The sequence below is a fragment of the Methanolacinia paynteri genome, from assembly GCF_000784355.1.
Lineage (GTDB): Archaea > Halobacteriota > Methanomicrobia > Methanomicrobiales > Methanomicrobiaceae > Methanolacinia > Methanolacinia paynteri.
Map to the genome: position 1 here is coordinate 270,508 of NZ_KN360928.1, position 26,019 is coordinate 296,526.

21 protein-coding genes are annotated in these 26,019 nt (G+C 48.4%); 8 read left to right on the forward strand and 13 right to left on the reverse strand.

Annotated elements, in window-relative coordinates; translation table 11 throughout:
* Complete coding sequence (locus METPAY_RS14110; RefSeq protein WP_052418668.1) at window positions 1–4,698, forward strand: PAS domain S-box protein; 4,698 nt, start codon at window positions 1–3, stop codon at window positions 4,696–4,698.
* A 7-nt stretch (window positions 4,699–4,705) separates the two neighbouring features.
* Here METPAY_RS14110 and METPAY_RS04765 read toward each other — a convergent pair whose 3' ends face one another.
* Window positions 4,706–5,452 carry an ABC transporter permease gene (locus METPAY_RS04765; protein ID WP_048149622.1) on the reverse strand — a complete coding sequence of 249 codons (747 nt, stop codon included), beginning with the start codon at window positions 5,450–5,452 and terminating at the stop codon, window positions 4,706–4,708.
* Between the two features lie 2 nt (window positions 5,453–5,454).
* Complete coding sequence (locus METPAY_RS04770; RefSeq protein ID WP_048149626.1) at window positions 5,455–6,372, reverse strand: ABC transporter ATP-binding protein; 918 nt, start codon at window positions 6,370–6,372, stop codon at window positions 5,455–5,457.
* A gap of 128 nt (window positions 6,373–6,500) precedes the next feature.
* Between METPAY_RS04770 and METPAY_RS04775 the strand changes: the two genes are divergently transcribed.
* Window positions 6,501–7,646 (forward strand): PQQ-dependent sugar dehydrogenase, encoded by a 1,146-nt coding sequence (locus METPAY_RS04775; RefSeq protein ID WP_157198998.1) that lies wholly within the window; start codon window positions 6,501–6,503, stop codon window positions 7,644–7,646.
* A 219-nt stretch (window positions 7,647–7,865) separates the two neighbouring features.
* On the opposite strand, the gene METPAY_RS04780 is transcribed toward METPAY_RS04775, so the two are convergent.
* From METPAY_RS04780 to METPAY_RS04790, 3 genes are all read right to left on the reverse strand, one after another.
* Window positions 7,866–9,149: a Fic family protein gene (locus METPAY_RS04780; protein WP_048149628.1), complete on the reverse strand. Its 1,284-nt coding sequence runs from the start codon at window positions 9,147–9,149 to the stop codon at window positions 7,866–7,868.
* A 114-nt stretch (window positions 9,150–9,263) separates the two neighbouring features.
* Window positions 9,264–10,256 carry a hypothetical protein gene (locus METPAY_RS04785; protein WP_048149630.1) on the reverse strand — a complete coding sequence of 331 codons (993 nt, stop codon included), beginning with the start codon at window positions 10,254–10,256 and terminating at the stop codon, window positions 9,264–9,266.
* 372 nt (window positions 10,257–10,628) lie between these two features.
* On the reverse strand, window positions 10,629–11,036 hold the full coding sequence (locus METPAY_RS04790) for a bacteriohemerythrin (protein WP_048149632.1): 408 nt from the start codon (window positions 11,034–11,036) through the stop codon (window positions 10,629–10,631).
* Window positions 11,037–11,219: 183 nt separating this feature from the next.
* On the opposite strand from METPAY_RS04790, the gene METPAY_RS04795 reads away from it, so the two are divergent.
* Window positions 11,220–11,699 (forward strand): DUF6653 family protein, encoded by a 480-nt coding sequence (locus tag METPAY_RS04795; protein ID WP_048149635.1) that lies wholly within the window; start codon window positions 11,220–11,222, stop codon window positions 11,697–11,699.
* On the opposite strand, the gene METPAY_RS04800 is transcribed toward METPAY_RS04795, so the two are convergent.
* The gene (locus METPAY_RS04800) at window positions 11,696–12,493 is read right to left on the reverse strand and encodes an ABC transporter ATP-binding protein (RefSeq protein WP_048149988.1); all 798 of its coding nucleotides are present in this window, start codon (window positions 12,491–12,493) and stop codon (window positions 11,696–11,698) included. The two genes, METPAY_RS04795 and METPAY_RS04800, sit on opposite strands and share 4 nt — an antisense overlap.
* Before the next feature lie 89 nt (window positions 12,494–12,582).
* Between METPAY_RS04800 and METPAY_RS04805 the strand changes: the two genes are divergently transcribed.
* A complete protein-coding gene (locus METPAY_RS04805) occupies window positions 12,583–13,518 on the forward strand; it encodes an ADP-ribosylglycohydrolase family protein (protein WP_048149637.1) in 936 nt (311 codons plus the stop codon).
* Here the strand turns inward: METPAY_RS04805 and METPAY_RS04810 are convergent.
* Window positions 13,515–13,859, reverse strand: a complete 345-nt coding sequence (locus METPAY_RS04810; protein ID WP_048149641.1) for a hypothetical protein — start codon at window positions 13,857–13,859, stop codon at window positions 13,515–13,517. The genes METPAY_RS04805 and METPAY_RS04810 overlap by 4 nt on opposite strands.
* Window positions 13,849–15,045: an aminotransferase class V-fold PLP-dependent enzyme gene (locus METPAY_RS04815; RefSeq protein WP_052418669.1), complete on the reverse strand. Its 1,197-nt coding sequence runs from the start codon at window positions 15,043–15,045 to the stop codon at window positions 13,849–13,851. Before METPAY_RS04815 ends, METPAY_RS04810 begins: the two co-directional genes overlap by 11 nt.
* A 62-nt stretch (window positions 15,046–15,107) precedes the next feature.
* Between METPAY_RS04815 and METPAY_RS04820 the strand changes: the two genes are divergently transcribed.
* On the forward strand, window positions 15,108–15,956 hold the full coding sequence (locus METPAY_RS04820) for a class I SAM-dependent methyltransferase (RefSeq protein WP_048149643.1): 849 nt from the start codon (window positions 15,108–15,110) through the stop codon (window positions 15,954–15,956).
* 20 nt (window positions 15,957–15,976) lie between these two features.
* On the opposite strand, the gene METPAY_RS04825 is transcribed toward METPAY_RS04820, so the two are convergent.
* Together METPAY_RS04825 and METPAY_RS04830 are read right to left on the reverse strand one after the other, a co-directional pair.
* Window positions 15,977–17,725 carry a radical SAM protein gene (locus tag METPAY_RS04825; RefSeq protein ID WP_048149646.1) on the reverse strand — a complete coding sequence of 583 codons (1,749 nt, stop codon included), beginning with the start codon at window positions 17,723–17,725 and terminating at the stop codon, window positions 15,977–15,979.
* Window positions 17,722–18,378, reverse strand: a complete 657-nt coding sequence (locus METPAY_RS04830) for a class I SAM-dependent methyltransferase (RefSeq protein ID WP_245611526.1) — start codon at window positions 18,376–18,378, stop codon at window positions 17,722–17,724. Before METPAY_RS04830 ends, METPAY_RS04825 begins: the two co-directional genes overlap by 4 nt.
* Before the next feature lie 150 nt (window positions 18,379–18,528).
* Between METPAY_RS04830 and METPAY_RS04835 the strand changes: the two genes are divergently transcribed.
* From METPAY_RS04835 to METPAY_RS04845, 3 genes are all read left to right on the forward strand, one after another.
* On the forward strand, window positions 18,529–19,065 hold the full coding sequence (locus METPAY_RS04835) for a hypothetical protein (RefSeq protein WP_157198999.1): 537 nt from the start codon (window positions 18,529–18,531) through the stop codon (window positions 19,063–19,065).
* Between the two features lie 201 nt (window positions 19,066–19,266).
* The gene (locus tag METPAY_RS04840; RefSeq protein ID WP_048149653.1) at window positions 19,267–19,632 is read left to right on the forward strand and encodes a DUF5658 family protein; all 366 of its coding nucleotides are present in this window, start codon (window positions 19,267–19,269) and stop codon (window positions 19,630–19,632) included.
* Between the two features lie 104 nt (window positions 19,633–19,736).
* Entirely contained in the window at window positions 19,737–21,164 is a 1,428-nt protein-coding gene (locus METPAY_RS04845; RefSeq protein WP_048149656.1) for a cryptochrome/photolyase family protein, read from the forward strand.
* A gap of 138 nt (window positions 21,165–21,302) precedes the next feature.
* On the opposite strand, the gene METPAY_RS14115 is transcribed toward METPAY_RS04845, so the two are convergent.
* From METPAY_RS14115 to METPAY_RS04860, 3 genes are all read right to left on the reverse strand, one after another.
* On the reverse strand, window positions 21,303–23,669 hold the full coding sequence (locus METPAY_RS14115; RefSeq protein WP_084600691.1) for a PAS domain S-box protein: 2,367 nt from the start codon (window positions 23,667–23,669) through the stop codon (window positions 21,303–21,305).
* Window positions 23,670–23,809: 140 nt separating this feature from the next.
* Window positions 23,810–24,997, reverse strand: a complete 1,188-nt coding sequence (locus METPAY_RS04855; RefSeq protein ID WP_048149657.1) for an ABC transporter permease — start codon at window positions 24,995–24,997, stop codon at window positions 23,810–23,812.
* Window positions 24,987–25,913: an ABC transporter ATP-binding protein gene (locus tag METPAY_RS04860; RefSeq protein WP_048149658.1), complete on the reverse strand. Its 927-nt coding sequence runs from the start codon at window positions 25,911–25,913 to the stop codon at window positions 24,987–24,989. Before METPAY_RS04860 ends, METPAY_RS04855 begins: the two co-directional genes overlap by 11 nt.
* Window positions 25,914–26,019: the final 106 nt, after the last annotated feature.

A 26,019-nucleotide genomic window follows, 5' to 3' on the forward strand; every position in this document is an offset into this window, starting at 1 on the left:
ATGTCCAAAAAAGAACCGGAAGAGAGAGCAGAAATCCAGGCTGACAAATACGGCAGTTGCGATGAATGGATAAAAGCCATTATCGGTGCATCTCCGATCCCGCAGTTTATCATAGACAGGGATCACAGGATTCTCTTCTGGAACGAAGCACTGGAGAAATACAGCGGAATAAAATCAAAGAACGTCCTGGGGACAAATCAGCACTGGAAGGCATTTTACCGGAAGAAAAAACCCTGCCTCTCTGATCTGCTTCTTGACGGAAAGGAAGATTTGATTCCTGAACTCTACAGGGGCAGATACAATAAATCGGAATTTATCGACGGTGCATATGAAGCGATCGACTTTTTCCCCCATATGGGGGAATCGGGGATCTGGCTGGATTTCACCGCAAGTACAATCCGGGACAGCAGGGGCGTTATCATCGGTGCGATCGAGACGCTGAAAGATGTAACCGAACAGAAAATACTTGAAGAGGAGCAGAACAGAATCCGTCTCTGGCAGGAGGGGGTTAACAGGGTCCTCGAATCGGTTCTTGCTCCTGAGCCGTTAGAGAGTAAATTAAAGATCATAACCGACGGGGTTACAGAGATCTTCGGGGTGGATCTCTGCCGGATCTGGCTCATTGAAGACGGAGATCTCTGTGAAAGCAATTGTATTCATGCCAAAGCCACCAAAGGGCCGGACAGATGCGATTCCCACGACAGATGCCTGCACCTGAAAGCGAGCTCGGGCCATTATGCATATCTCGAAGAGGAATTATACCGGCGTGTCCCGCTGGGTGCCTACACTGTGGGGCGGATCGCCAATGGAGAGAACGACTCTTTTCTCACAAACGATGCTGCACACGAACCGCTGGTGCAGGATCATAAAACCGTGAAGGAAACCGGTCTTTCCTCTTTTGCGGAATATCGCATGAAACCGCCCGGAAACGAAATTTTAGGGGTATTTGCAGTTTTTTCAAGATCACTCATTTCGCCTGAAATGGACAGAATCCTCCAGGGTTTGAGCCGTTCCCTGGCACTTATCATCCAGAAAGAGATCGCCGAAAAGAAGGTGATAAAATCAAGGGATTATTACCTTAAGCTCTTCGACGAATTCCCAAATCCAATCTGGCGTTCGGACAACAGCGGTAAATGCGACTATTTCAACAAAGAATGGCTCCGTTTCACCGGCCGGACTGTCGACCAGGAGATGGGGGGCGGATGGACGGAAGGCGTGCACCCGGAGGATTTTGACCTGTGCCTTGAGATCTATACCAGGGCTTTCAGTAAACAGCAGCCGTTTGAGATGGAGTACAGGCTCAGGTACAATGACGGTACCTACCACTGGCTGCTTGACAGCGGCAAGCCGTTCTATGACTTTGATGGTCGGTTTGCCGGGTATATCGGAGCCTGTTACGACATCAACGATCGGAAACTGGCGGAAGAGGCCCTTAAGACGAGCGAGGAGAAATATAAAGCCTTCTTCGACACTTCTGTCGACTGTGTATTCATCACTACAATCGAAGGCAGATGGGTAGATTTCAATAACGCCGCCATGAGGTTGTTCGGCTACGATGACCATGAAGAACTGATGGATATAAAAATCAGCGATCTCTATGCAGATCCTGGAGATCGGAAAAAACACATCCGATATATCAGCGAAAAAGGCTATTCGCACGAATATCCAGTCGATCTTCGCAAAAAAGACGGAACCGTCATCAACACGCTTATAACTACAATTGCACGGAAAGACGACAAAGGCAGGATAAGCGGTTTCCAGGGCACTATCAGGGATGTTACAGAGAAGAAACGGGCAGAAGAAGCGATTCAGGTCGCTGTAAAATTAAACCAGATGATAGATTCGATGTCCGTCGATGAAAGCATGAGATATACTCTCGATGAAGCGGAACGGCTGACGGAAAGCAGGATCGGATTCTTCCATTTCGTTAACCCGGACGAGAAGACAATTCACCTGGTCGCCTGGTCGACAAAAACAAGCAACAAATGCTATATCCCAAAAGAACCGGAAAGGGAGTATCCTATAACAAAAGCTGGCGTATGGGTGGATTGTCTCCGGCAAAGAAAAGCAATAATACACAACGATTACGCAGGCCTGTCCCATAAAAAAGGTCTGCCAAAGGGTCATGTCGGGGTGACGAGGGAGATTGTAGCTCCGATATTTGACAAAGGCAGGATTGTCGCGATCATTGGAGTAGGCAACAAATCAACGGATTATAATGAGAATGATCTCAATATTCTGACCCTTCTTGCAAAAAATGCCTGGACCCTGGTCAGGCGCAAACAGGCTGAGGAAGAGCTCCGCGAGAGTCACAAGCTCTATCGCGAACTCGTGGAGAATATCGATGATGTAATATTCTCCCTTGATCTTCAGGGAAATTTTATGTATATCAGTCCTGTTGTCGAGAGCCTGTACGGCTACTCGCAGGAAGATATGACGGGCCGGCATTTCACCAATTATATCCATCCCGATGATCAGTCCGCATGTATAGAGGCCTTTAAGAAGAGGCTTAAGGGTGAATATGGACGAAACGAGTTCAGGATCGTTGCCAAAAACGGGAAAATACATTATGTAATGGTCTCCCAGCGTCCCATCCTCGATGATGACGATAAGCTTAGCGGTTTCAATTACATCATGACGAATATCACCAGGCGCAAACAGGCGGAAGAGGAGGAACAGCTGACCAGGGAGCGTTTTGAAACTCTGTTGAAGGTTTCCGAGATGCATGACGCCAGCGAAGCGGAGTTGTCGGAGTACGTTATGCAGGCAGCCTCCCGGATGACAGACAGTTCGCTCGCCTTCATCGGTACGATGAAGCCCGACGAATCCGTGATGGATATCATGGCATGGTCTGAATCGACCATGAAGGAGTGCAAAGTCGCTGCCTCACCGATTCATTACCCGATAGACAGTGCCGGTATCTGGGCGGATGCAGTGAGGAAACGCGTACCGAAGATTGCCAATAATTATTCGAAGCCCCTTTCAGGCAAGAAGGGGCTGCCGAAAGGGCATGTGAAGATCACGAGGTTCCTCTCCGTCCCGGTCGTCGACGACGGGAGGGTTGTGATGGTTGCAGCGGTTGCAAACAAACCGCAGGATTATGACAAGGCCGATGTCACCCGACTGACACTTCTTATGCAGGGTGTCTGGGTGAATCTCCAGAGACGGAGAGCGGAAGAGGCATTACGCGAAAGCGAATACAGGTTCAGGGAGCTCTTTAATTCCATGAGTAGCGGTGTTGCTGTATACCGTGCTATAGACGACGGAGCAGATTTCGAATTTATAGATTTCAACCATGGTGCGGAGATTATTGAGAAGATCAAAAAGAAGAAAGTGATAGGAAGGCGTGTCAGCGAGGTTTTCCCTGGTGTTACGGAATTCGGACTGATGGATGTATTCAGGAGGGTCTGGCAAAACGGCAAATCCGAGCATCACCCCGTATCGCTGTACACTGACGAGCGTATCAGTAGCTGGCGCGAGAACTACGTCTACCGTTTACCATCGATGGAGATTGTTGCAATATATGAAGATGTAACCGGGAGAAAGCAGGCGGAAGAGGCGCTACGTGAGAACGAAAACAGGTACCGGACTTTGTTTGAGGAATCCCCTATTTCCTTATGGGAAGAGGACTTTTCAAAGGTTAAAGACTGGATAGATACCAAAAAAAGTGAGGGTGTCACGGATTTCGGTTCATATCTCGGGGAGCATCAGGATGAATGCCGCAGATGCGCCAGGATGGTAAGGGTGATCCAGATCAATCATGCAACTACGGCGCTGTTCGGTGCAGACTCCTCAGAAGAATTCTCCAGGGGTGTGGACATGCCGTTTTCAGCCGAGTCGCTGGATTCTTTCTGTGATGAGATCGTTGCACTCTCCAAAGGCGAAACCGAGTTTGAAAAAGAGGTTATTCTCCGGACATTCCAGGGAGAGGACAAGATCGTCATCATGAAAGTAATTGTAGTCCCCGGTTACGAACAGTCACTTTCAAGGATCTTCGTCTCGGTGATAGACATCACTCAGAGAAAGAACGTCGAGGAGTCACTAAGGGAGGCGAATAAGAAACTGAATATGCTCTCCTCCATTACAAGGCACGATATCCTCAACATGATCATGGTAATACGGGGTTACCTTGAACTATCGGACGATCTGGATGACAAAACTGTAATGCAGGGATATCTCGAAAAGGAGAAAGAAGCTGTCAATACGATTCAAAGGCAGATCGAGTTTACCAGGTATTACCAGGATATCGGAGTAAAGGAGCCCGACTGGCAGGATACCGAAGCAGTGGCCGATTCGGTTGCAGGGACACTGGATCTAAATGGGATCAAATTTGAAAATTCCCTTAAAGGGCTTGAAATATTCTGCGATCCCCTGATAGAGAAGGTCTTCTATAACCTGATCGAAAACTCCCTCCGCCATGGCGAACACGTGACATCGATCGGTTTTTCCTATTCGGAGGAAGACGACGGACTCGTGATCTCTTACCGTGACAACGGTACCGGGATAAGCGAAGAGGACAAGGAAAAACTCTTCAAAAAAGGATTCGGAAAACATACCGGCCTCGGGCTTTTCCTCTCAAAGGAGATCCTCTCGATAACCGGAATCACCATTGCTGAAGACGGTGTGCCCGGGAAGGGTGTCGACTTCAGGATCACCGTCCCGAAAGGCAGCTACAGGTATAACGGGAATAGTTGCTGAAACAGTTTCATACTCCTTTTGCAAGGTTCCTCTTCTGTATCGCCTTCGCACCGCCGATGAACAGTAGTATTACCGCCAGCATCACTAGCACGTCCATCCAAACCGGGTACACCCCGTCGCCGTTCAGGGAAGAGTGGAAGAGATCCACGATGTAGGTCAGCGGGGAAAATGACGTCAGTACATAGCTCCAACCCCCAAGCTGGCTTAATGGAATGAAGATCCCGGAGATGAATATTATCGGGAGGCGGACAAGACTCGACAGCATCATTATATTGGAGGGATTGTTCGTCGCCGGGGACGACAGCAGGGTTCCGAGGGCTGCGAATGCTATCGATCCGAGTATAATTGCAAGCAGCAGAATACCTGCATTTGCGATATTTAGAGGGAGGATCAGTGCCGAGATGCAGAATACCACTATCGTAATTGCTGTCCCGAATACGGCTCCGGCAAGCACGTCACCGATTATTATGCTTTCAAGGATCACCGGAAGGGAGACAAGGCGCTCGTATGTCTTCTCCCTCTTCTCCCACGGGGTTATAAGCGGACCGACCGATGATGCGGTGAAGAAGAGCATCATGCCGAGAAAGCCGGGATAGAACAAAACGAGATCCAGGTCTCTCCCGATGAAGAAGGTGAAGAACATGATCAGTGGGAAGAGCAGGCCGAAGATCATCACAGGCCCCTTGAAGTAATATATGCGCATGTTCTTCTCCATTACGGCCAGAATGCTACCTGCAAAGGTCTTCCAGTCCATAATCAGGCTTCCTCCGTAAGTTTCACAAATGCCTCTTCGAGTGTCGGATTCGATGTTGCAATCGAGATAATGGAGAGATTTTCGTGCTCTGCCATCGATGCGACATGTTTTACGGCGAGATCGGGATCGTCCGAGTATATCCGCCACTTGTCCCCCCACTGCTCGGCACGGGTGATACCCGGGGCTGCAAAGTACGATTCCGCGACCGGCTTGTTGAAGGAGACCTCCACGTATCTTGACGTATCGAAGGTCTTTTTGAGCTTCTCCGGGCTGCCCGTCGCAACAATCCTCCCCTTGTTTATTATGCCGATGTCGCTGCAGAGCATGTTCGCCTCCTCGATATTGTGGGTTGTAAGGAGGATGGTGCTGCCTTCAGAATTCATCCGGCGGATGGTGTCGATGACGAGCCTCCTGCTGTATACGTCCAGGCCTGTCGTCGGCTCGTCGAGAATAAGAAGAGGCGGTGAATGGACGATTGCACAGGCGATGCTTATTCTCTGCCGCATTCCCTTCGAAAACATACGCACGAGATCGTTTCGCCTTTCGGTTAATCCCAGCCATTCAAGGATCTCTCCGGCACGCTTCTCACGGAGCTCCCTGTCCATCCCGTAGAACTTTCCGGTGATGAGTATGTTCTCCTCCGCGGTGAGATCACTGTATACGGTACCGTTCTCGGGAATCACACCCATCTTAAGCTTTGCAGCAAGGGGATCGCTGTGAACGTCGTTTCCGAATATCCTTGCAGAGCCGGAATCCGGGATCAGGACTCCGGTCATCATCCGGATTGTCGTGGTCTTTCCCGCCCCGTTAGGGCCAAGGAACCCGAATATTCCTCCTTCAGGGATCGACAGGCTGACCCCGTCAACGGCGGTTACAGACCCGAAAGATTTCCTGAGATCTTCAGCTTCGACTGCATTCATGAGTGTTCTCCCGGAATAATGATTCTTTTGGATGTTTATTGAGATTTACGATTCTTAATCATCTGCTTCATGGCCGGGGAAAGATACATGAATATGGAGTGACAATTTCCCTCATAGGTGAATTGCCCATGCGCCTGATAATTGCCGGACTTAGTATTGTAGTGGTCTTAGCACTGATATTTTTCGCCCTTTTAATCATTGAAGGGCCTGTTCCGGTCCTCGGAAACAATTCCGGGACTGCAGGATTTATCTCCCTTCCTACGGGATTTAAAGCAGAAGTTTTTGCAGATAATGTTCCGGGTGCACGCTCCCTTGCCACCGGGGATCAGGGAACGATATTTGTCGGCACCCGGAATGAGGGAACGGTTTACGCACTTAAGGATACCAACGGCGACGGCTGCTCCGATGAGCAGTGGACTATTGCTGAAGGGCTCTTTATGCCGAACGGGGTTGCATTCAAAAACGGATCGCTCTACGTGGCTGAAGTCGACAAGATAATCCGGTACGACGGTATCGAGGAAAGTCTCGACAAACCGCCGGAGCCTGTGACGGTATTCTCCGATCTCCCGTCCAATACGAGTCACGGCTGGAAATTCATCAGGCTCGGCCCGGACGGGATGCTGTATATACCGGTCGGAATGCCCTGCAATATCTGCGATCCTCCGGAGAGTATTTACGGGACTATTTCCCGCATCAATCCAGACGGGACCGGTTTTGAGATCTACGCCACAGGAATCAGGAACACGGTCGGATTCGACTGGGACCCCGAAACGGGCGATCTCTGGTTCACCGACAACGGAAGGGACTGGCTTGGGGATGATCTTCCCCCGGACGAGCTGAACCGTGCACCGGAGTCGGGCATGGATTTCGGGTTCCCCTATTATTACGGCGACAATATTGAGAATCCAGAGTATGCAGGAGGGGACAATCCGGCCGGCACCATACCTCCGGTTGTTGAGCTTCCCGCCCATGTCGCTCCCCTGGGCATGCGGTTCTACACGGGATCGATGTTTCCGGAGGAGTACAACAATACGATATTCATAGCCGAACACGGCTCATGGAACAGGGAGACGCCGATCGGATACCAGGTCGTAACTGTCAGGCCGGGGGATGAAACACCCGAGGCGGTCGTGTTCGCCACCGGGTTCCTGGACTCCTCGGGAGAGGTAAACGGAAGGCCGGTTGACGTCGAAGTCCTCCCCGACGGCTCGATGCTTGTCTCGGACGATTATGCAGGAAAGATCTACAGGATTTCTTATGAAGAAGCGGGATGAAGGTCGTAGATTTGCAGAGTTTGGCAGCAAAATAGCTATATTTTTTTCTTTCTGCCTGTTGCCCTAATATTTAGGTTGCCTGATTCTGGATTCTTTGAAGTGAGATTTAGGGTAAGATTTGTGATGAGCCTATGCAATGGGGCCGTTATATATCAATTTGGCCTACGAACCATTCGAGAGTGACTTTCTCCACATCAGATCCAATGAATCTATAGTGGCTCACTGATTCTTCAGACCTTGGAATATGAAGTAATACTCTTTTCCGGACATCTGCTTATGGAGGTATCCTGATCTTTCAAGATGGAAGAGATCTTTTCTCGCCGTTCCATATGCGATGTGATATGTCTCCATTATCTCCTTGATTGTTACTGGTTTGTCCGGGTCTTTTATAAGCGACTTAATTATATCGGCTTGACGAAGATTCAGACCATCGCTTTCCTGGAGAATTTTTAACGCCTGTTTGTTTTCTTTTTGTTTTTTCTCGATATATTTCTGGATATTGTCAACTGCAGTCTTCACTGCCGAAAGATTGTACCTGATAAAATATGTTAGATCGTTTTCGTCACTTTCGGTATATTGGTAGGCCATCTTGTACTGACCTGTCGTATCCTTTATCGCCCTTGATACAGCCATATATTCGAATAGCCAGTAGTCTTTCCTGAGCATGTACCAGTAAAAGATGCTTCTTGCACACCGACCGTTACCATCATTGAATGGGTGAATATAACCCATGAGATAATGGAGAATGATCCCCTTTATCACAGGGTGGATGAACTGTCCCTCATCGTTGTTTGCAAATTCACAGAATTTTCCAATAAGTTCTTCTACTTTTTTAAAATCGGGAGGGGTATGCAGGACGTTTCCGCTCTGGTCAAATACCCTTATCTCGTTATTGTCCCTGAAGCGGCCTTCGTCTTCCGGGTTATCGAGAGTATTTCGGGTAATGCTTGCATGAATATGCAATATCAAATCAGGCGTCAATTCCCGGTTCTTTATCGTAGTGATCTCCTTCATAGTGAGATAGTTATTCAGAATCATCCGCTCATCCTTATTGACGGGCTTTCTCTTCTCACGGAGCATCTGTTTTGCTATCTTTCTCGTGACTGCAGCTCCCTCGATCTGGCTTGATGCGATTGCTTCCTCCATCAGGGAATTGATGATGAATTTGTCCCTGTCACGAGACATAGAGTCAAGCCCGGACGAGATGCTTCCCGCAGCAGATTTGTCGAGATAATGGAGTTTTTCGAGGAAATCATCAAGAAGATTGTATTTCAGTCTGAGTTCATCGAAAAAGAGATACTTCATCTCCCTGTTCCTGAAGATCTTCATCAGTATCCAGACATAGAGTGGATCTACGGGGAGTTCTCGGTACTTTAGTTCCTCCCAGTGGAGATATTTATTATTGTACCTGAAGACCGCATCCATGATTTCATAATTTTCAGCATATTCCCATGCCTTTTTGGCATCATCTTCGGAATACTCAGGGATCCGTGGGAGCTTCATGACTAATTTTCTATATCTGCCTGATCCTTATTATCATTATCTATCATTTTGTTACATTTTGATAGATTTTGTAAACGAGATTCAGGCGGTGAGGAAAATGTAGGGTTCTATATTTTATTGAGTTAAATCATCTAATGAACTCTTAATTGAATTAGCTAATTTTTCAATAATTGGAATTAAGCTTTTAATATCCTCTAAAGTAACTGTAATTTTATGTCCTATCATCGATGGGGGAACACCTGTTTTTTTGACATAATCTTTATCGATAATACCCATTTTATGAGCTAAAAGGTGGCGTTTTTGGAAGCAGATCTCTGCATTATTCCATTCATCATCAGATAGATTCTGGGTTATATCAATACCAAAATAATCGTTTATATTGTCTCTTACAGAATTCAAATTTTGAAAATGTATTCTCCAGACTTTTTCAGGAGACGAGGATTTTTCTGCATTAATTTTACAAATTTCACGACCAAATCCATCAAATGCTGAAATACAATCTTCTAAAGCATTCTCTACTAATTTTTCTTTTAAAGAGTCCTCTACTGAGTTTGCTAATTCAACCATTTTTTCTGCAATTTCAAGATTTTTCTGGAGGATTTGTATAGAATTATGTTGACCACAATCAGGACAGAAAGCAAAAAGCCCATAGACACTGTATTTTAATGTACATTCCGGGCATTCTATAAAAGTTTCAAGCTCTCTTTCTCTGTAATGGTGTATTGGATAAGGCTTTCCAGGTTCAACCTTTAAACTTAAACCAATACCAAAAGATTCTTTTGATTTATTGTCAAATTCAAGAGATTTGAGATCTTTCACTAATGCGTCTGTAAATTCTCTGATAACTTTTGAAGTTGCAAATTCTATTTGATCCTTTGTAAAGAATTCACTTTGATCACCACTATAGCCGCAATAAGGACAATAACATTTTGCAGTCCCCTTTAAACCTGTTCCAAGAACAATTTTGAAATATCCTTCACATTCAGGATTTGGGCATTCCCTCCCAATGTATCCTTTTTCATCAGGATGCAGTTCTATTTCAAAGGAATTTCCAAGTCTTTCAATATGAGTCATAATCATCTTGATGTATTTTTCTTTATTGCTCATACGATGCCAAATAATAAATAAATTCGTTCAATTATCTCTTGAATTAAAAATATCTTCTCCTCTATAAAGGAGAACATTCATTCATGCAGTGAAACTTTGATCTCCACGGATTTCTGCAAGGGTTTGTGACTTGCGTATGTTATTTTCAAAAACCTTGTTGATAGGTCATACTGTAAATTCAATGTTCTTGTTTATATAGCAAGGAGAGGCAAAATAGACTCAGATTTAAAGAAATTATCCATATTAATGGCCAAAAAGAATCTATCAATATCTATCAATTTATTACATTTTGATAGATAATGTGAAAATAAAAACCCGATCAAGTTTCTGCATCAAATACTAATTTAGTAAAAAATAGTATTTCATTAGTATTTACAAAAGGCCGTGGTCTTTGAAGCATCCGGTGTAATTCTTGTCCGTTCCCTTGATATGGCCTGCGACCCATCCGCTCAAAAACTTCATGACGTCGATCGAAAGGCCGAGTTTTCCCGAAGAAAAAGCGTTTTGGAAGTCCGCAACTTTTCCCACGAATGCGTCATGCTCTTCCCTGTGCTTTTCGAAGTCAGGGTAACCGAATTTCTCCATGTACTTCTCCTCGGTCTTGAAGTGGTACTGGGTGTAGTCTGCAAGCTCGCCGAGTGTTTTCTCCAGGGTATCCTTTCCCTGCCCGGACCTCATTCCGTCGTGGAGTGCGTTTATCTGCGATACGAGTTTCTTGTGCTGTTCGTCGATCTCCTTAATTCCGACAGAGAGATTCTCTGACCATTCCATATATGCCATAGCATATTGTTCGTATAAGTACTAATTAAGTTTTATCAAGGTGCCTCAAAACCGATCGAACAATCGTGAATCTCAGGGAAAAAAAGGAAAAGATCCGCCTACCGGCGGACGAGCGGAACTATAGTCGCCCTTGCATTATCGCCGGCACAATGTATAAAATCGATACAGGCTGATTTTATTCACGTGACAAAAGAGCAGAAGATCGCATCCCTCTTCGCGATGGACGACGAGACCTGGGAAAAGCATGCGAACCCGTGGAGCGTATGGACCAGGAACACGGTCCTGCCCGTACTCGTCATCGCGTTCTGGAGCAGGGTCTGGCTCGGGTGGTTGGCGATAGTCCCGGTCGCAGTCGCGATCTTATGGATGTGGATAAACCCGAGGCTCTTCAAAAAGCCGAAATCAACAGACGACTGGGCTTCAAAATCCGTCCTCGGGGAGATGATCTGGCTCAACAGGAAGGCCGTACTTGTACCCGAACGCCACCGCCGGGCGCCAAATATTCTTTCGGCCGTATCGGGCACAGGGTTTCTGTTCGTGATATACGGCGTCTATTTTCTTGAGATCTGGCCGGTTCTCTTCGGTTCGGCCCTCGTATACCTCGGAAAACTCTGGTTCCTCGACAGGATGGTCTGGCTGTACGAGGATACAAAAGAGGATTAAAAACCGCTGGCGTAGTACCAGTCGCCTTCCTTCCTGATATTCACCGGGACATCGAAGAGGCCGCCGATTATATCGTCCTTCAGGATCTCTTCCTTTGGGCCGTCTGAAAAGAATCTCCCGTCCTTCATCAGGACAACCCTCGATATCTCCGGGATTATATCATGGAGGTTGTGGGTCACCATGATGATGTTCGTTCCCGAGGCCGCGATCTTTCGTATCGCCGACCTGAAATGGTGGAGGGCATGGAGATCGAGGCCGGTAGTCGGCTCGTCGAGTATAAGCGCCTTCGGGTCGTGGACCAGTGCACGCCCGATCAAAAAACGTCTCGCCTCGCCTGTCGACATCCTCGTCATCTGGCGGTCGGCAAGGTGCTCTATCTCTAAGAATTCAAGGATCTCGCAGGCCTTCTCCCTCATCTCCGGTGTTACCTCGTGCATGAACAGCCCGATGCTCGAGAAGAAGCCCGAAAGGATCACGTCCCGCCCGGTCGTCTCCCTGTTGTACCTGGACTGGAGCTCTGGCGAGACGATCCCGAGCATGGTCCTGAGCGTTCCCACGTGCCAGATCTCGTTACCCATGATCATGAACCTGAGGCCGTCGCAGAGGACAGGATAGTTCTCGCGGGTTATCGCCCGGATCAGCGTCGACTTTCCCGAGCCGTTCGGACCGAGAATCGCGATATTTTCCCCTGATTCCACTCTCAGGGAAAGAGAATGGAGGATTTCGTTTCCCTCCCTGATTATGGAGACATTTGCAAAGTCGAGAAGCGGAGGTGCAACGGTCTGCGTATCCATCGCATTATTATTGCCCTTCATGCAGATACCGGTTGCTGATGCCAACCGGGCCAATACCATTTTGTCCGGCTCCGCCGATACTATCGTATATGGAGCTCTCAAAGGCGGAGCGGATGATGCTCGGAATCGCCATCGGGGACGCACTCGGCAGGGAGTACGAGAATATACCCCGGAAGGAGATCACGATAGAAAAAGTCCCGGAGGGGTATGCAAAAGGAACCGGAGTCTATACCGACGATACCCAGATGTCGATCGCAGTTGCGGAGACCATGATCTCCGGACCCTTTGAAGCCGAAACTCTCGCCCTGAAATTCACCGAGGCATACGGACGTGACAGAAGGGAAGGTTACTCACGTGAAACACTCTCGATGCTCGAAAACTCCCGCACAGGGGAAGAGTTCATCGCCTCGATGACAGGAGAGGAGAAGGCCGCGAGAAGATCGGATGGGGCTGCAATGCGGGCGGTTCCGATCGGCCTCTTCCCCGGTACTGAAGATGTCATCAGAAACGCGATAATAAACTCGGAGATCTCCCATACCCACCCGCACGCAGTCTCGGCTTCAGTCGCAATCGCACTTGCATCGCACTACTTCTACTACGACAAGGGCCCAAGGAAGAATGTTATTGAATATATTATGTTACATATGGAACATAAATGGCCCAACATTTGCAGTTACCTGAAGACCGTCAACGAACTGGAAGGGTTCGATCCCGAAACTATACTCGGTGAATATGCAGATTATGGCCCGCCCTACACCGATGCAAAGCCTGTTCTCGGTGCGGTCCTCTTCATCATTAAAAAGCACTCGGACGATCCGCTCAGGACGATACGGGAGACGCTCTCGCTCGGCGGAGATGCCGATACCACCCTCAGCATGGTGCTCGGGATAATAATGACTGATCACCCGGCAGGCGTACTGCCTGAAAAACTCGTCAGGGATCTTGAAAACGGAAAATTCGGTAGGGATTACCTGCTTAAACTTGGAAAAGAGCTTGACCGGAGATTTCCGGCCGGTTTAAATTAATCTTCCGCGATCCTCTGCATCTCGTCCTTAATTTTTTGGACGCCCCCGCTTCCTTCCGTATACGAGGATAGGATAAGCTCGAACAGCCCTTCGGTCTTCTCTACGTACTTAAGCTGCCTCCTCATCTCTACATAATCGTCGTCGAGTACACCCTTCATCGAGAGATAACCCTCCGAGTAGAAGAAATATGCCGGCACCTTCAGGTTCTCCCTGATAGTCATATCCCCGAAATTCCCGAGATAATCCAGGAATTCCCTTGTTACGGGTTCGTCAAGCAGCAGTTCGTCCTTTGTCGAGCCGTCCGAACAGACGACGTGTTTTCTTGATAATTTAATCTTCATATTGTGCAATCTCCAAAATGGCCTTAACAGTTTTTTCACACTCTTCCACAGTATTCATGCAGGAAAGGCTCAGGCGGACAGCCCCCCTGCCCCCGTCGATCGAATTATGGACCAGCGGCGAGCAATGCAGCCCCGACCTCGATACGATCGAGTAGACGTTCGAGAGCATGAACCCGGTATCCTCGCAGTCGATCCCCTCGACATTGAATAAGACGATCGGGAGGGCAGGATCTTTATTGTATACCTTCACTCTGTCGCACCCGGATATGCCGCCGATGATCATATCCGTCATCTCCAGCGACCTTCTCCGGATTTCACCGGGACCGCTCCGGTTTATGAAATCCAGACCCGCGTAGAGGGAGGCGATCCCGGGATAATTGTGAGTACCAGCCTCGAATTTCTCCGGCGGAATATCGCCCATATAGACATTCGATGAGTCTGCACCCGTTCCTCCCTGCCGGACAGGTGCCAGTTTTTCAGGCGAACGGATCACGAGGCCGCCGATCCCCGCGATACCGAAGAGATATTTATGGCCGGTGAACGCCAGGGCGTCCGCGTGGATCTTCTCAAAATCCACAGGCACAAGACCGGCCGTCTGGGCGGCATCGATGACGAAGAAGATATCCTCAGCCGAGAGTATCCTCCCGATGCTTTCAAGATCCTGCACGGTTCCGAGGACGTTGCTCCCATGATTAAATACGGCCATTCCGGTATCCGGCCGGACGGATTCGGCAACCATTTCAGGATCGATGACCCCGTCCTTCGAAGGTATTATCGAGAGGTCGATCATTCCAGCCCTTCTCAGGGTGAACAGCGGACGAAGAACCGAGTTGTGCTCGAGATCGGACGTAATGACATGCATCCTCCCTCCGGCTTCGAGAATCCGCCCGTGGATCGCCATGTTCAGTGAATCGGTGGCGTTCTGGGTGAATATAACATTCTCAGGCCTTCCCGAAGAGAAGAAGTCCGCAACCCGCTTCCTTGTTTCATAAGGATAATCAGTCTGCTCCTTCATCGTCGTCCTGCCGGGCTCATACACCGGCATGGATATGCAGTCCATGACAGCATCCTTTACGCAGTCCGGCTTCGGCCACGTGGTCGCGGCATTGTTGAGATATATCATTTCATCGTCCACGGGATTCACCTGAAAAGTTCCGGCGTCTCTGTTAATATATTTGAGTGTCAAATCTTTTTATTAGATTCTTGTAGTTTGTAAATCATATTTTTATCAGACAGGAGCCGGAAAATATGGAAAATACCGATATAGACTGGAATTTGGAATGGAAACTCCGCATGGAGAGAAACGAGGCGCAAAAAGGTTCGGGGTGCTCCTCGTACTGGGACACACGCGAGAGCGCACTGAAGTTCTACGAGTCTTCGTTTGAGGACGGCGGAGAGAGGGTAAACTGGATCGTCGGCAATATCCCGTACACCCCCGATTCAAGGATACTCGACGTCGGAGCAGGCCCCGGAACGATTGCAATTCCCCTCGCGGGAAGGGCTGCCACTGTTACCGCAGTCGAACCATCTCCGGCAATGGCCGGCGTCCTGAGGGAAAAGATCGCAGAGAACGGAATTCAAAACATCACGGTGGTTGAAAAGCCTTGGGAGGATGTAGACCCAGGATCCGATCTTAATCCCCCTTACGACATTGTCTTCGCCTCTTTCTCACTCGGGATGCACGACCTCTGGGAGGCCGTAGACAAGATGAACTCGGTCTGCCGGGGCAGGGTGCTCGTCTTTCACTTTGCAGGCGGGAACTCATGGGAGCCGATGATGCGTGAGCTATGGCCGGTCATGCACGGTGAGGAGTTTCACCCCGGGCCTAAGGCGGACATCATATTCAATCTCCTGTACAGCAAAGGGATCTATCCCGATATCGTCTCGGCACCGCACAGCTACAGGCTGGATTATAAATCAATCGACGATGCTGTCAACGAATTCGGAAAACGTCTCAATGCCGAAACCGAAGAGCACTACGATATCCTGAGAAAATATTTCAGCGAAAAGCTGGAGCAGGACCCGCAGACCGGGGAGTATTTCATGAATATGAGATCCCGCAAGATGTGCATCAGCTGGGACTCTCCGGGAAAATAAAATTTTTTCCTGATCTTTTTTCAGGGCAGGTATTTCATAAAAGAGCGGTTGGTTATATCGTAATCCGAATCCCTGTAGAACATCATATAGTACTCTTTCCTCTCCCTCTCGAGATCGAACGAAAAGATATCGGGATGCAGGATATTTGCAAGATGCATAAGCCCCAGGATCCATCTCGGGCTGCCGAAGTCCCACCCCGGAACCATATTGAATACACGCCCGTTACTGACTGCACCTGCATCCAGCCCCTCGCGTATGCAGAAGTCCATGTAGTCGCTTGCCGGAGAGGAGAACAGCCCTGAAATGATGATATAATCAGGATTGAGACACTCGAACTCCTCCTTCGAAAGCGTTACACCAGGCTTTCCCTTCCTGGTGATCCTCCTGTTGAGGCTCCTTCCACCGGCGCACTCGACGAGACTGTTCTCAAACCTCGTCGAGATAAGCCCGAACAGGGGAGTGCCCATCGAATAGTATACATTAGGCCTCTTTGAAACAGGTAAATTCCCGGCCTTTTCAGTCACTTTCCGGCTCTTCGCCTCGAGATAACAGACAAGATCCTCTCCTTCGTCGATCTTTCCGGTTCTCCTGGAGAGATCCCTGATCATCTCGTAGTAGGTCTCAAAGGAAGCCAGTTTTTCATGGACATAGGCGAGATAGTTCTCTTTTATAAGGTCCTTCCAGAGCCAGTCGAGCTTTATGCCGTCCCTGACACCGAGGCACTCGAGGATAGCAAGCACCATCTCGAACCCCCTCGTCGGCCGGTATCCACCCATCATTCCCTCCTCGTGGAAGACTCCCTCCCTGAACTCTCCCTTCAGGGGGAGGACATACCCGCATGCACACTTTCCACCCGGGCTGAACCATTTGGTCTTTGAACCCATTGGACCGTAGAACTCCCTCTCCGCGATCAGCGATCCGCATTTAGGGCAGTATGTATTCAGCATAGGAGTTCCCGGCGAATTGAAAAGATACACGTGGTCAAGCATATCCTTCAGCTCATTGCAGAGCAGTTCCGAACTGCTGACCGAAGGCTCGAGATCTATCGCTGCATCACCGAACGGGACGAACCTCATGATCTGCAGCGGTATATCAGACGAAATCCCGGAGATCCCCTCTGCCGTCCCGAACACTTCGTTCTCCATCCCCTTAAGATGCATCACGGATGCCTCGACATGCACGCCTGCATCATTGAACAGCTTCAGATTCCTGAAAACAGGTTCGGATGACATTACCCCGCAGTCGCGGTACCTTGCATCAGATGCACCCTTGAACCCGATATTGATAAAATCAATTGTATTGGAGAGGAAATGCGCCGCACTCTTTGTAAAATAGCAGTTTGAAGAAATTCCGGTAAAAAGGCCCTCCTTTGCCGCTTCCTCCGCAACACCCATAACAGTATAATAGGATACGAGCGGTTCGTTGAGGCAGAAGGCGATTCCCTCGCAGCCTTCGTCGATCGCCTTGGAGACCACCTTTTCCGGGGGCACTCTCTTCAATGCCCCGGAGACGGATCTCGGGTTCGAGGTGAATATCCCCGATATGCAGCCCCTGCACGAGAAGTTGCAGCCGACGGAGGAGACCTGCAGGACTTTTGCCCCGGGAATATAGTGCAGAATCGGAACAGTCTCCATCGAAACCGGCATCATCGCCATATACGAGTTCCCGTGGATCTCGGCTATTCCCTTCCCGAGACATGTATACATCCCGCACCGGCCCACACCACCTTCCGGTATATCACAGCCGATCTCGCATACGGGGCATTTCATGATACCTCTACCTTCTTTTCAATAATTATCCAGAGCCCTGTTTCGTCATCGATGCACCGGACGCTGCAGTCTTTCAGCTTCGAAGCATTGTCCAGGAACGTCTGCTTCATATCGGGAGACATATTCCTCCTGTACTTCTTCTCCCAATCCGGATCTCTGCGGATCATCTCCTCTACGATGCTGTCTCTCAGCTCCGCATTGCCGAAACCGCCCCCAATATAGGATCTTCCCCCCGGTTTCAGGATCCTTCCAATCTCGGAGAACGCCCTTTCATAATCCTCCCAGAAGAATGCCGAGCCCCTGCTGACGACAAGGTCGGCAATTCCTGATTCAAGTGGGATCTTCTCTACAGGACCATTCACAACGGTTATTCTCTCTGAAAGCCCCGCATTTTTAATATTTTTCTCCGCGATCTCGTTCGATGCGGGCGAGTGATCCAGTGCATAGATCCTGAAACCGGGATATGCTGCCATGGCGATAGCCAGGGAAGCCGGACCGCTTCCGAGGTCGACACAGACTCCTTCACTGATACCTGTCTCTTCCACCGCATTCCCGGCAATTACCGGATATATCGGCTTAAAGAGCGTCTTTGCAATTCTGTCCATCCCCCCGGCGGCGTTCTTCTCATCAGCTTCCCTAATAATTTCAACCACGACCAGATACCGAGCATATAAAATATAGTTTACATAATGACTTTGTTGAAGATGCATAATTAACTAAACGGTTGGATTCGATGACACCCCGGATATTTTTAATCCAAAAACCCGGCAAGGCATATATTGGAAAATATCCATTATCCTCTTATGAAAAAGATCATCATCAGTCTGCTGTGCCTCTTTCTTCTTGTGAGCGGGGCATCTGCCTACCTGATCAATTTTGAGGCGCCTTCGACAATCGAATCCGGCACAACACTGTACGTCTCCGGAACAAGCACGCTTCCAGAAGGATTTTCAACTGTTATGGAGTTCTACAAAAAAGCCCCCGTAGGCAACAACAAGGTTGCAACAGTTCCTTTTACAATCCAGGAGGGAGGAAACTGGTATCTTGAGATTGATACTTCAGGATGGACTGACGGGGACTACACCATGAGCATTCCGGCAAACTCCCAGTACTCCTATGGAGGTTCTTCAGTCACACTTAAATCATTCACTGTAACAGGAAATCCGGCCACAAAGATCGCCACAGCCACACCCACTGAAACAACGGCTGAAGAAACCACTCAAACCCGGCAGACCGAATCGACACCAGTGCAGACGCAATCACCGCTCCCGGCATGGATCTGTATTGCGGGGGTGCTCGTATCATTGCTCATCCTGAGGAAGAAAGGTCTGACTTTTTAATTAATAATTACAAATTTTGGCTATTCATACAAACAGAGGATTTTTTGCGATTATACAGGTTAACGAATATTAATTTTTTATAGTGGCGTATTAATTAATTTCATTTGGCCACCAATTTCGAATATAACATGTCATAAGGCGTAATTATATAAACTGTAAGGATATATTGGACTTCAGAGCCATCGTTACCCCGGTGGAAAAATGGAGGCCAGAAAGATGGATGTATACAATAATACTCCGGTTTACAGGAAATCAGGAGATGCCAGTCATTACCTCTGGTACGGTATATTCATCCTGTGGGGCCTCTTCATGATGGACGTGATCACGACAGAAGTGATCCTTTCGTTCGGGGGATACGAGATGAACTCACTGATGAAAATGGTTGTCAGTTCGGTGCCGTTGCATGCCGCCCTCAAGATGGCCGTCCTTTCGCTTATTGCAGTGGTTGCATATGTCTCCAACAGGATAACAAAAAGATCCGGAACTGTCGCAGTCACAGTAATTATAATCTGGTACACCTTTGTAATCGTCCATAACGTAACCCAGATGCTCCTGATAATTCCTTAAACTCCGGCCGGCCGGCAAAAAATTCTTTTTTATATCCACGTTATCCCCGCTGCCGGGAACTGTCAGCAAACATTTTTCATACAGGAGGTCAACCCGGTATCATAATGCCGGAAAAAACCTTCAGCCTGTCTGCACATATTTTCACGAGAGACCTGAGAATCGACGATAATCCCGCTCTTTTATCCGCACTTGCCGATTCAGAAAGAGTCATAACATTTTTTGCAGTTGAAAAAAAACTTGCCTGCGAAAATCCGGCAGGATGTGAGAACAGGCTTGCATTTTTATCCGAATCCCTCTCCGATCTATCGGGTACGATTGCAGAAAAAAGAGGAGAGCTCCGGTTTTACAATGACGGTGCTTTGAAACTGGCAGAAAGGTTATGCAAAAACGGTGTTGAAGCGGTATATATGACACGGGACTACACACCGTATGCAATAAAAAGAGAGAAATATTTGGAGAGGATATCCAAAGATGCCGGCTGCAGTTTTTTTTCCGTGCCGGGAACCCTCCTGAACGAACCCGAAGACGTAAGGAAGAGCGACGGTGAACCGTATAAGGTATTTACGCCGTTCTACAGGAATGCCTCCCTCATTCCGGTACACGAGCCTGAAACCTGCACATTTCAGAACTTTTCGCGGGAGGAGCTCTTTGACGGAGCATCCCCCGGCAATCCCTTTGGAAAATCCGGAACGAGTGAAGCCGAAAACAAGACCTTTTCAGGGGGGAGATCGGAAGCGCTGAGGCTCCTCGGGGAGACAGGAAGACTGAAAAATTATGAAAATGAGAGGGATTTCCCGGCCAAGGCGTGCACCTCCATGCTCTCCGCACACCTGAGATTCGGAACGGTATCGGTGAGGGAGGTCTGCCGCAGGATATCCGATACCCTGGGGCCCGGGCACGGGCTTATCAGGCAGTTATACTGGAGGGATTTCTTCACTCACATCGCTTATCATTACCCCTATGTATTCAAAGGGCCGTTTCAAAAGAGGTTCGAATCGCTGCACTGGACCGGCAGCAAAGAGCTCTTTGATAAGTGGTGCAAAGGTATGACCGGGTTCCCGATTATTGATGCCGGAATGAGAGAGCTGAATGATACAGGATACATGCACAACCGCGTACGGATGGCTGCCGCCTCATTCCTTGTGAAAGACTTGCACATCGACTGGAGATCCGGTGAGAGGTACTTTGCGTCTAAGCTTACCGACTATGACCCTTCCGTAAACAACGGCAACTGGCAGTGGTCGGCCTCAACAGGATGCGACGCACAGCCCTATTTCAGGATCTTCAACCCGTGGCTGCAGCAGAAGAAGTTCGATCCCGACTGCGTCTACATAAGGAGATGGGTACCTGAACTTTCTGATCTTGAGCCAAAAGAGATACATAACCTTGACAAAACAGGATCCGTTCCGCCCGGCGGCTACCCGAATCCCATAGTGGATCATAAAAACGAGGCCCGGGCTGCGAAGATCATTTATTCAGGGGCGGCCGGAAAAACCACGGACTCAGCAGAACCTGCAATAAAGCATCGTTGACGCAACGACTACGGATATGGCGACGAAGAACAGGACACTTCCCAGGGCTTCATCGGACATTCCCCCATCCATTGATTAATCTATAAAAATTTTTTAATAATTAATCTTTCCCTTTTCATACCCAGGCAGAATTCCTATCTACCCTGCGAAAGAACCGTCTCCCGTTCTGAACATCCCGGGAGGTACAATTATTTCGATCCGTATTCCCTTTCCGGGGTCTCCTGTCTCTTTTATGGAGATATTCGTAACGGACAGGACCTCTTCTATCAGGAAGAGATCGATTCCGGTATCGGGATCGCCACCCCTTGAAAATATCTTCCCCTCCGACTCTTTCGGAATGCCCCTGCCGTCGGTTTCAAAGATTATTTTAAGCATCTCTCCTTCAGTCTCCGGCTTCAGAGAAAGCCTGGTGGCTTCCTTATTGTAGGAGAGGAGTTTCGAAACCATCTCTGCAAGGGCCTTTTCAAGAAGATTGTCTGTAAATATCGATATTCCCGATACATCGAAGTCCTTTTCGAGATGCGCAGTGTTTGTATGCGAAATAGCGAAGATAAACGTCTTCTCAAAGTCGTGCCACTCGGGGGGCGATATCCCCAGACCCTGGTAATTCTTGGCAAACTGAAGAATCCTGGCGATTTTATCAAGATTAAACGCCTGTTTCCCGAGAAATTCCTTCTGTCTTTCATTCTCTGAAAGATCTGTTGCGAGCTGGAGATAACCCTGTTCGCAGAAGAGATAGTTTTGTATCTCCGAGAGGGTCACATTATTCAGAATATTGAGCTTCTTTGCAGCCAGTGCAAGGGCCTCGTCCTTTTGCCGGGCTTCTGTAATATCCCTTTCCACAGACTGGAATTCGATAAAATTTCCATTTTCATCGGAAATTGCCCGGGTCGACCACGCCTGCCACCTCACTCTTCCGTCCGGAAGAATGACCCTGTGCTCCACATATTCAATGGGATTTTCAGGTGTCAGTTTCTTGATATGCTCTTTGAGCCATTCCATGTCCTGTGGAAGTATAAAAGAGGATATTTTTTTACCCGCAACACTCTCTTTTTCAAGGCCGAAGTAACTGCAGAACGCATCATTTGCAAATTTTATCGTAAAATCATTATTGAACCTGCATATGAGCTCGGTCTGGTCCTCAACGACATTCCTGTATCTCCTCTCGCTCGCTTCGAGTCTTTTTAATGCGGTAATTCTTTCGCTTATATCCCTTGCAACGGCAAGGACGACCTTTCTTTCACCGAGGACGAAGAAATGGAGAGATATTTCAACAGGAAACACAGAACCGTCCTTTCTCAGGTATTCTGTCTCAAAGATCGCATCTCCGTCTTTTTTGATTATTTCGGAGGCTGTATCGAGATCAGCCTTCCCTTTTTCAGAGTGGATTTCAGGAGGAGACAATGACATCAGCTCATCCTCCGAATACCCGAGCATCTCCCATGCGGCCCTGTTTACGGAGATTATCGCCCCCTTTTCATATGGCGATTCTGCGGATATGAGAAACACAGCATCGTTTATATTGTCAAATATCTTCCTGAATCTTTGTTCGCTTTCGAAAAGTTTTGCAGTGATCTCTTTTCCGGAGTCAACCTCCCTTAAGAGTTCTGATGTCTTATCCCTGACTCTTAATTTAAGGATATGGTTCCACCCGGCCAGGAGGAGCATACAGAGAAGAATTGCCCCTATAAAGATAAACAGCGGCGTGAGATCTCTCTCCTGCATTTCGGAAATACCATACCACTTAGTATCTATCGATTTGTACTCGTCTTCAGAAATACTGTCGAATCCGCTGTCGATAACATCAATCAGGGCGGAATTTTCCTTAAGAACAGCCCTGTGCACCTTACTGGAATATAACGGTTCCGTACGCCTGAACTGGTCCTGCAGCCCTGATTTATAGAGATAATAGTCAGCCTGGGGGGAGTCCATAACGAATACAACCACATCTCCCTCCTTTGCGGCAAGAATAATGTCCTCATAACTGTCATATTCGGCAAAGTCCGTGACACCTTTCTCCACCAGATAATCATATGAAGCGTCGCCGGACATGACCGCGACAACAAAACCCTTCAGCGACTCAGGTCCGCTGATCCCAGAAATTCGGCTGTTAAAGTAAATCGCCGATTCTACTTCCGCATAAGGTTTTGAGAACTCATACTTTTCAGCTCTCTCAGGTGTATACATAGGAGTTTCAAGCACATCATACTCCCCGGCTTCAAATGCCGCCTGCGCATCCGCCCAGGACATCCCGGTTATATCAGCTTCTATACCGGTCTTTTCCTCCCAGATTTTCCACTGGTCGATGCTTATACCCTGCAGATCTCTATTGCTGTCCCTGAATGAAAAGGGGGGATAATTGTCACCCGTAACTATCGTAATGGCATCGCCGGAGTAAGCCATATCGGCTGCCGATACCTGCGCCGTTATGATCAGAAACAAAAAAAATACAGTTGCCAGGAAACTTCCTGTAATCCTGCTATTACTCCCACCTGCATCCGCCATACAGAAACCTCACCTCTCGGGCAGTCACGGCCTCCCCGGCTTCAATTAACATCACAATGCAAAATACCCGGCTGCCCTTGATGAAAAAAAGTTAAAATGAAAGGAATATAAAGGTATCATTTGTTCCATATTTCCTCTTTTCAGCCCTTCAAAAATTTGATTACATCGGCAAGCCCGGCCCTTTTGCCGGTAAGCAGCATTCCCATCCTGAATATCCTGGCTGAGAGCTTTGCCGCGACATATATGGAGATCAAAAGTATTGCAAGGCTTGCGGCGATCTCAGGATAAGATACGTCCCCTGTCGAAAGCCTGAAAATCGTGATGAAGGGTGCCGTATAGGGGAAGTATGTAAGTACAGTAAGGACGGGCGAATCGGGAGCGCTCACTATGAACTCGGAGAACGCCACGGGGATAATGGCAAACATCGTAAATATCATCGAGGACTGCTGGGCTTCGGCCGTGGTTGTCGAGATCGCCGCAGTGCATGCAATGGATATGGAATAGAGGAAATAGCCGAGTACGAAATAAACAACCACCGGGACGATTATCCATGAAATGCCGATCCCTGAGATCAGTCCCGAGAAGGGGGAGAGAAGAAGAACGGAGGCCACCATCGCAATCCATACGCCCATCTGCAGGATACCGACCGCACCGTACCCGAATATCTTTCCCCTGAGCAGCTGATCTGCGGATACCGAGGAAAGGAGCATCTCCCCGCTCCTGTTCTCCTTCTCCTCCCCGATACCCTGCATAAGATAGCCGGATGAGGTTATAATTGAAAATACGAGCATAAAGGCAAGAACCATCGGAATTATAAATGCTCCGGGAGGTTCATTCTCCGCCAAATTGCCTTCGTCGTCGAGTTCTACAGTCTCTGTCTTTTCCACAGGATCGATTATCCTCTCGGATGTGGAATACGGAAGACCGGCATTATTCACGATGCTGCTGCGGATAAACACCCCTATATCGCCGTAGTCAATGCCTGCAACAGGGCTCTTTGTTGTATAAACGGTCACCACCCCGGTATCCGGGTAGTCCGCCCGGAGAACAAAAAAGTCCGTGATCTCCCCTTTTCCTACTGCCGCTTCGGCGGAAGACTCGTCAGGGTATGATATATAGCCGTCACCCGCCGTGAGAATTCCGGCATAATCGACAAAACCCGTATCCTGCTGTTCCGTGTCCCCTATAAGCCCGGGCATCTGGGAGAATGCGATCCCGAATATCAGCATTAAAAGAATAGGAAGCCCGAATGTTCCGAATAAAAAGCCCTTTCTCCGTACGGTCTTTGAAAATTCATGGCGTGCTATTACTGCCGTTTTACTGCCCATCTTCAGCAACCTCGATAAATATGTCGTTGAGCGACCTTGCTCCGACTTCAAACTTCTTTATCCTGACGCTGTCGACAAGTTCTTTCAGGATATCCTGGGTATCGGCGCCTGATTTTATCACGAGCTCCGCATGGCTCTTATAATCGTTTACGGAGACAACCCTCCCGCTGTCGAGTTCAGGCAGCACCCCCTCGTAGCCGAGGCTGACGGAGTAACCGAAGCTTTCCCTGATCTCGTTTATTCCTCCGTAAAGAACGATTTTACCCCTGTTCAGCATGAGGAGGCGATCGCACATCCTCTCTACCTCGTCCATCTGGTGCGTGCTCATGATAATGGTCATCCCCTCCCTGTTCAGTTCGAGCAGGGTGTCCTTTATCAGTTTCTTGTTCACCGGATCAAGGCCGTAGAACGGTTCGTCAAGAATAAGGATCTCCGGGGTGTGTATGACCGCGATTATAAACTGCAGCCTCCTCGACATTCCTTTGCTGAGTTCACCGACCTTCTTGTTCCTGTAATCCGACAGGTTCATCCTGGAAAGCCATGTTTCAGCTGCAGGATCAGGATCGGCCATTCCCTTCAGGGAGGCAAAGAACCGGATGCACTCCCATAATTTTAGTTTTTTGTCAATTCCTCCCTCTTCTGGAAGATAGCCGATCCTGTTCTTGGTCTCCTCGGAAAACGGAGCGCCCAGAACAGAGACCCTTCCTGAATCCGGCCTGAAGATATCCAGGATGATCCTAATCATCGTTGTTTTTCCGGCACCGTTGGGGCCTAAAAGCGCGAAAATCTCACCTTTCCTCACTTCAAAACCGATATCAACGAGTACAGGCTTTTTATCGAATGATTTGAAAAGCCCCGACAGTTCAAGGACAGGAATTTCGCCGCCCGTCTTCCCCACACTCTTTACATCATCCATAATGCTGACGATTAGTATTTGATCCGGGGCATGATAACTGCACTGCAGGTTTTAATTCCGTTTTTTTACGAAGTTCAGCCCCGGACAACAGAAAAATTCGAACGAA

Excerpts from the sequence above, each read along its gene's own strand:
- METPAY_RS04785 (WP_048149630.1), bottom strand. The coding sequence starts at position 10,256 with ATGAGCAATAAAGAAAAATACATCAAGATGATTATGACTCATATTGAA.
- METPAY_RS04855 (WP_048149657.1), bottom strand. The coding sequence starts at position 24,997 with ATGGGCAGTAAAACGGCAGTAATAGCACGCCATGAATTTTCAAAGACC.
- METPAY_RS04765 (WP_048149622.1), bottom strand. The coding sequence starts at position 5,452 with ATGGACTGGAAGACCTTTGCAGGTAGCATTCTGGCCGTAATGGAGAAG.
- METPAY_RS04775 (WP_157198998.1), top strand. The coding sequence starts at position 6,501 with ATGCGCCTGATAATTGCCGGACTTAGTATTGTAGTGGTCTTAGCACTG.
- METPAY_RS04825 (WP_048149646.1), bottom strand. The coding sequence starts at position 17,725 with ATGAAATGCCCCGTATGCGAGATCGGCTGTGATATACCGGAAGGTGGT.
- METPAY_RS14115 (WP_084600691.1), bottom strand. The coding sequence starts at position 23,669 with ATGGCGGATGCAGGTGGGAGTAATAGCAGGATTACAGGAAGTTTCCTG.
- METPAY_RS04780 (WP_048149628.1), bottom strand. The coding sequence starts at position 9,149 with ATGAAGCTCCCACGGATCCCTGAGTATTCCGAAGATGATGCCAAAAAG.
- METPAY_RS14110 (WP_052418668.1), top strand. The coding sequence starts at position 1 with ATGTCCAAAAAAGAACCGGAAGAGAGAGCAGAAATCCAGGCTGACAAA.
- METPAY_RS04805 (WP_048149637.1), top strand. The coding sequence starts at position 12,583 with ATGGAGCTCTCAAAGGCGGAGCGGATGATGCTCGGAATCGCCATCGGG.
- METPAY_RS04835 (WP_157198999.1), top strand. The coding sequence starts at position 18,529 with ATGAAAAAGATCATCATCAGTCTGCTGTGCCTCTTTCTTCTTGTGAGC.
- METPAY_RS04790 (WP_048149632.1), bottom strand. The coding sequence starts at position 11,036 with ATGGCATATATGGAATGGTCAGAGAATCTCTCTGTCGGAATTAAGGAG.
- METPAY_RS04800 (WP_048149988.1), bottom strand. The coding sequence starts at position 12,493 with ATGGATACGCAGACCGTTGCACCTCCGCTTCTCGACTTTGCAAATGTC.
- METPAY_RS04860 (WP_048149658.1), bottom strand. The coding sequence starts at position 25,913 with ATGGATGATGTAAAGAGTGTGGGGAAGACGGGCGGCGAAATTCCTGTC.
- METPAY_RS04820 (WP_048149643.1), top strand. The coding sequence starts at position 15,108 with ATGGAAAATACCGATATAGACTGGAATTTGGAATGGAAACTCCGCATG.
- METPAY_RS04770 (WP_048149626.1), bottom strand. The coding sequence starts at position 6,372 with ATGAATGCAGTCGAAGCTGAAGATCTCAGGAAATCTTTCGGGTCTGTA.
- METPAY_RS04810 (WP_048149641.1), bottom strand. The coding sequence starts at position 13,859 with ATGAAGATTAAATTATCAAGAAAACACGTCGTCTGTTCGGACGGCTCG.
- METPAY_RS04840 (WP_048149653.1), top strand. The coding sequence starts at position 19,267 with ATGGAGGCCAGAAAGATGGATGTATACAATAATACTCCGGTTTACAGG.
- METPAY_RS04845 (WP_048149656.1), top strand. The coding sequence starts at position 19,737 with ATGCCGGAAAAAACCTTCAGCCTGTCTGCACATATTTTCACGAGAGAC.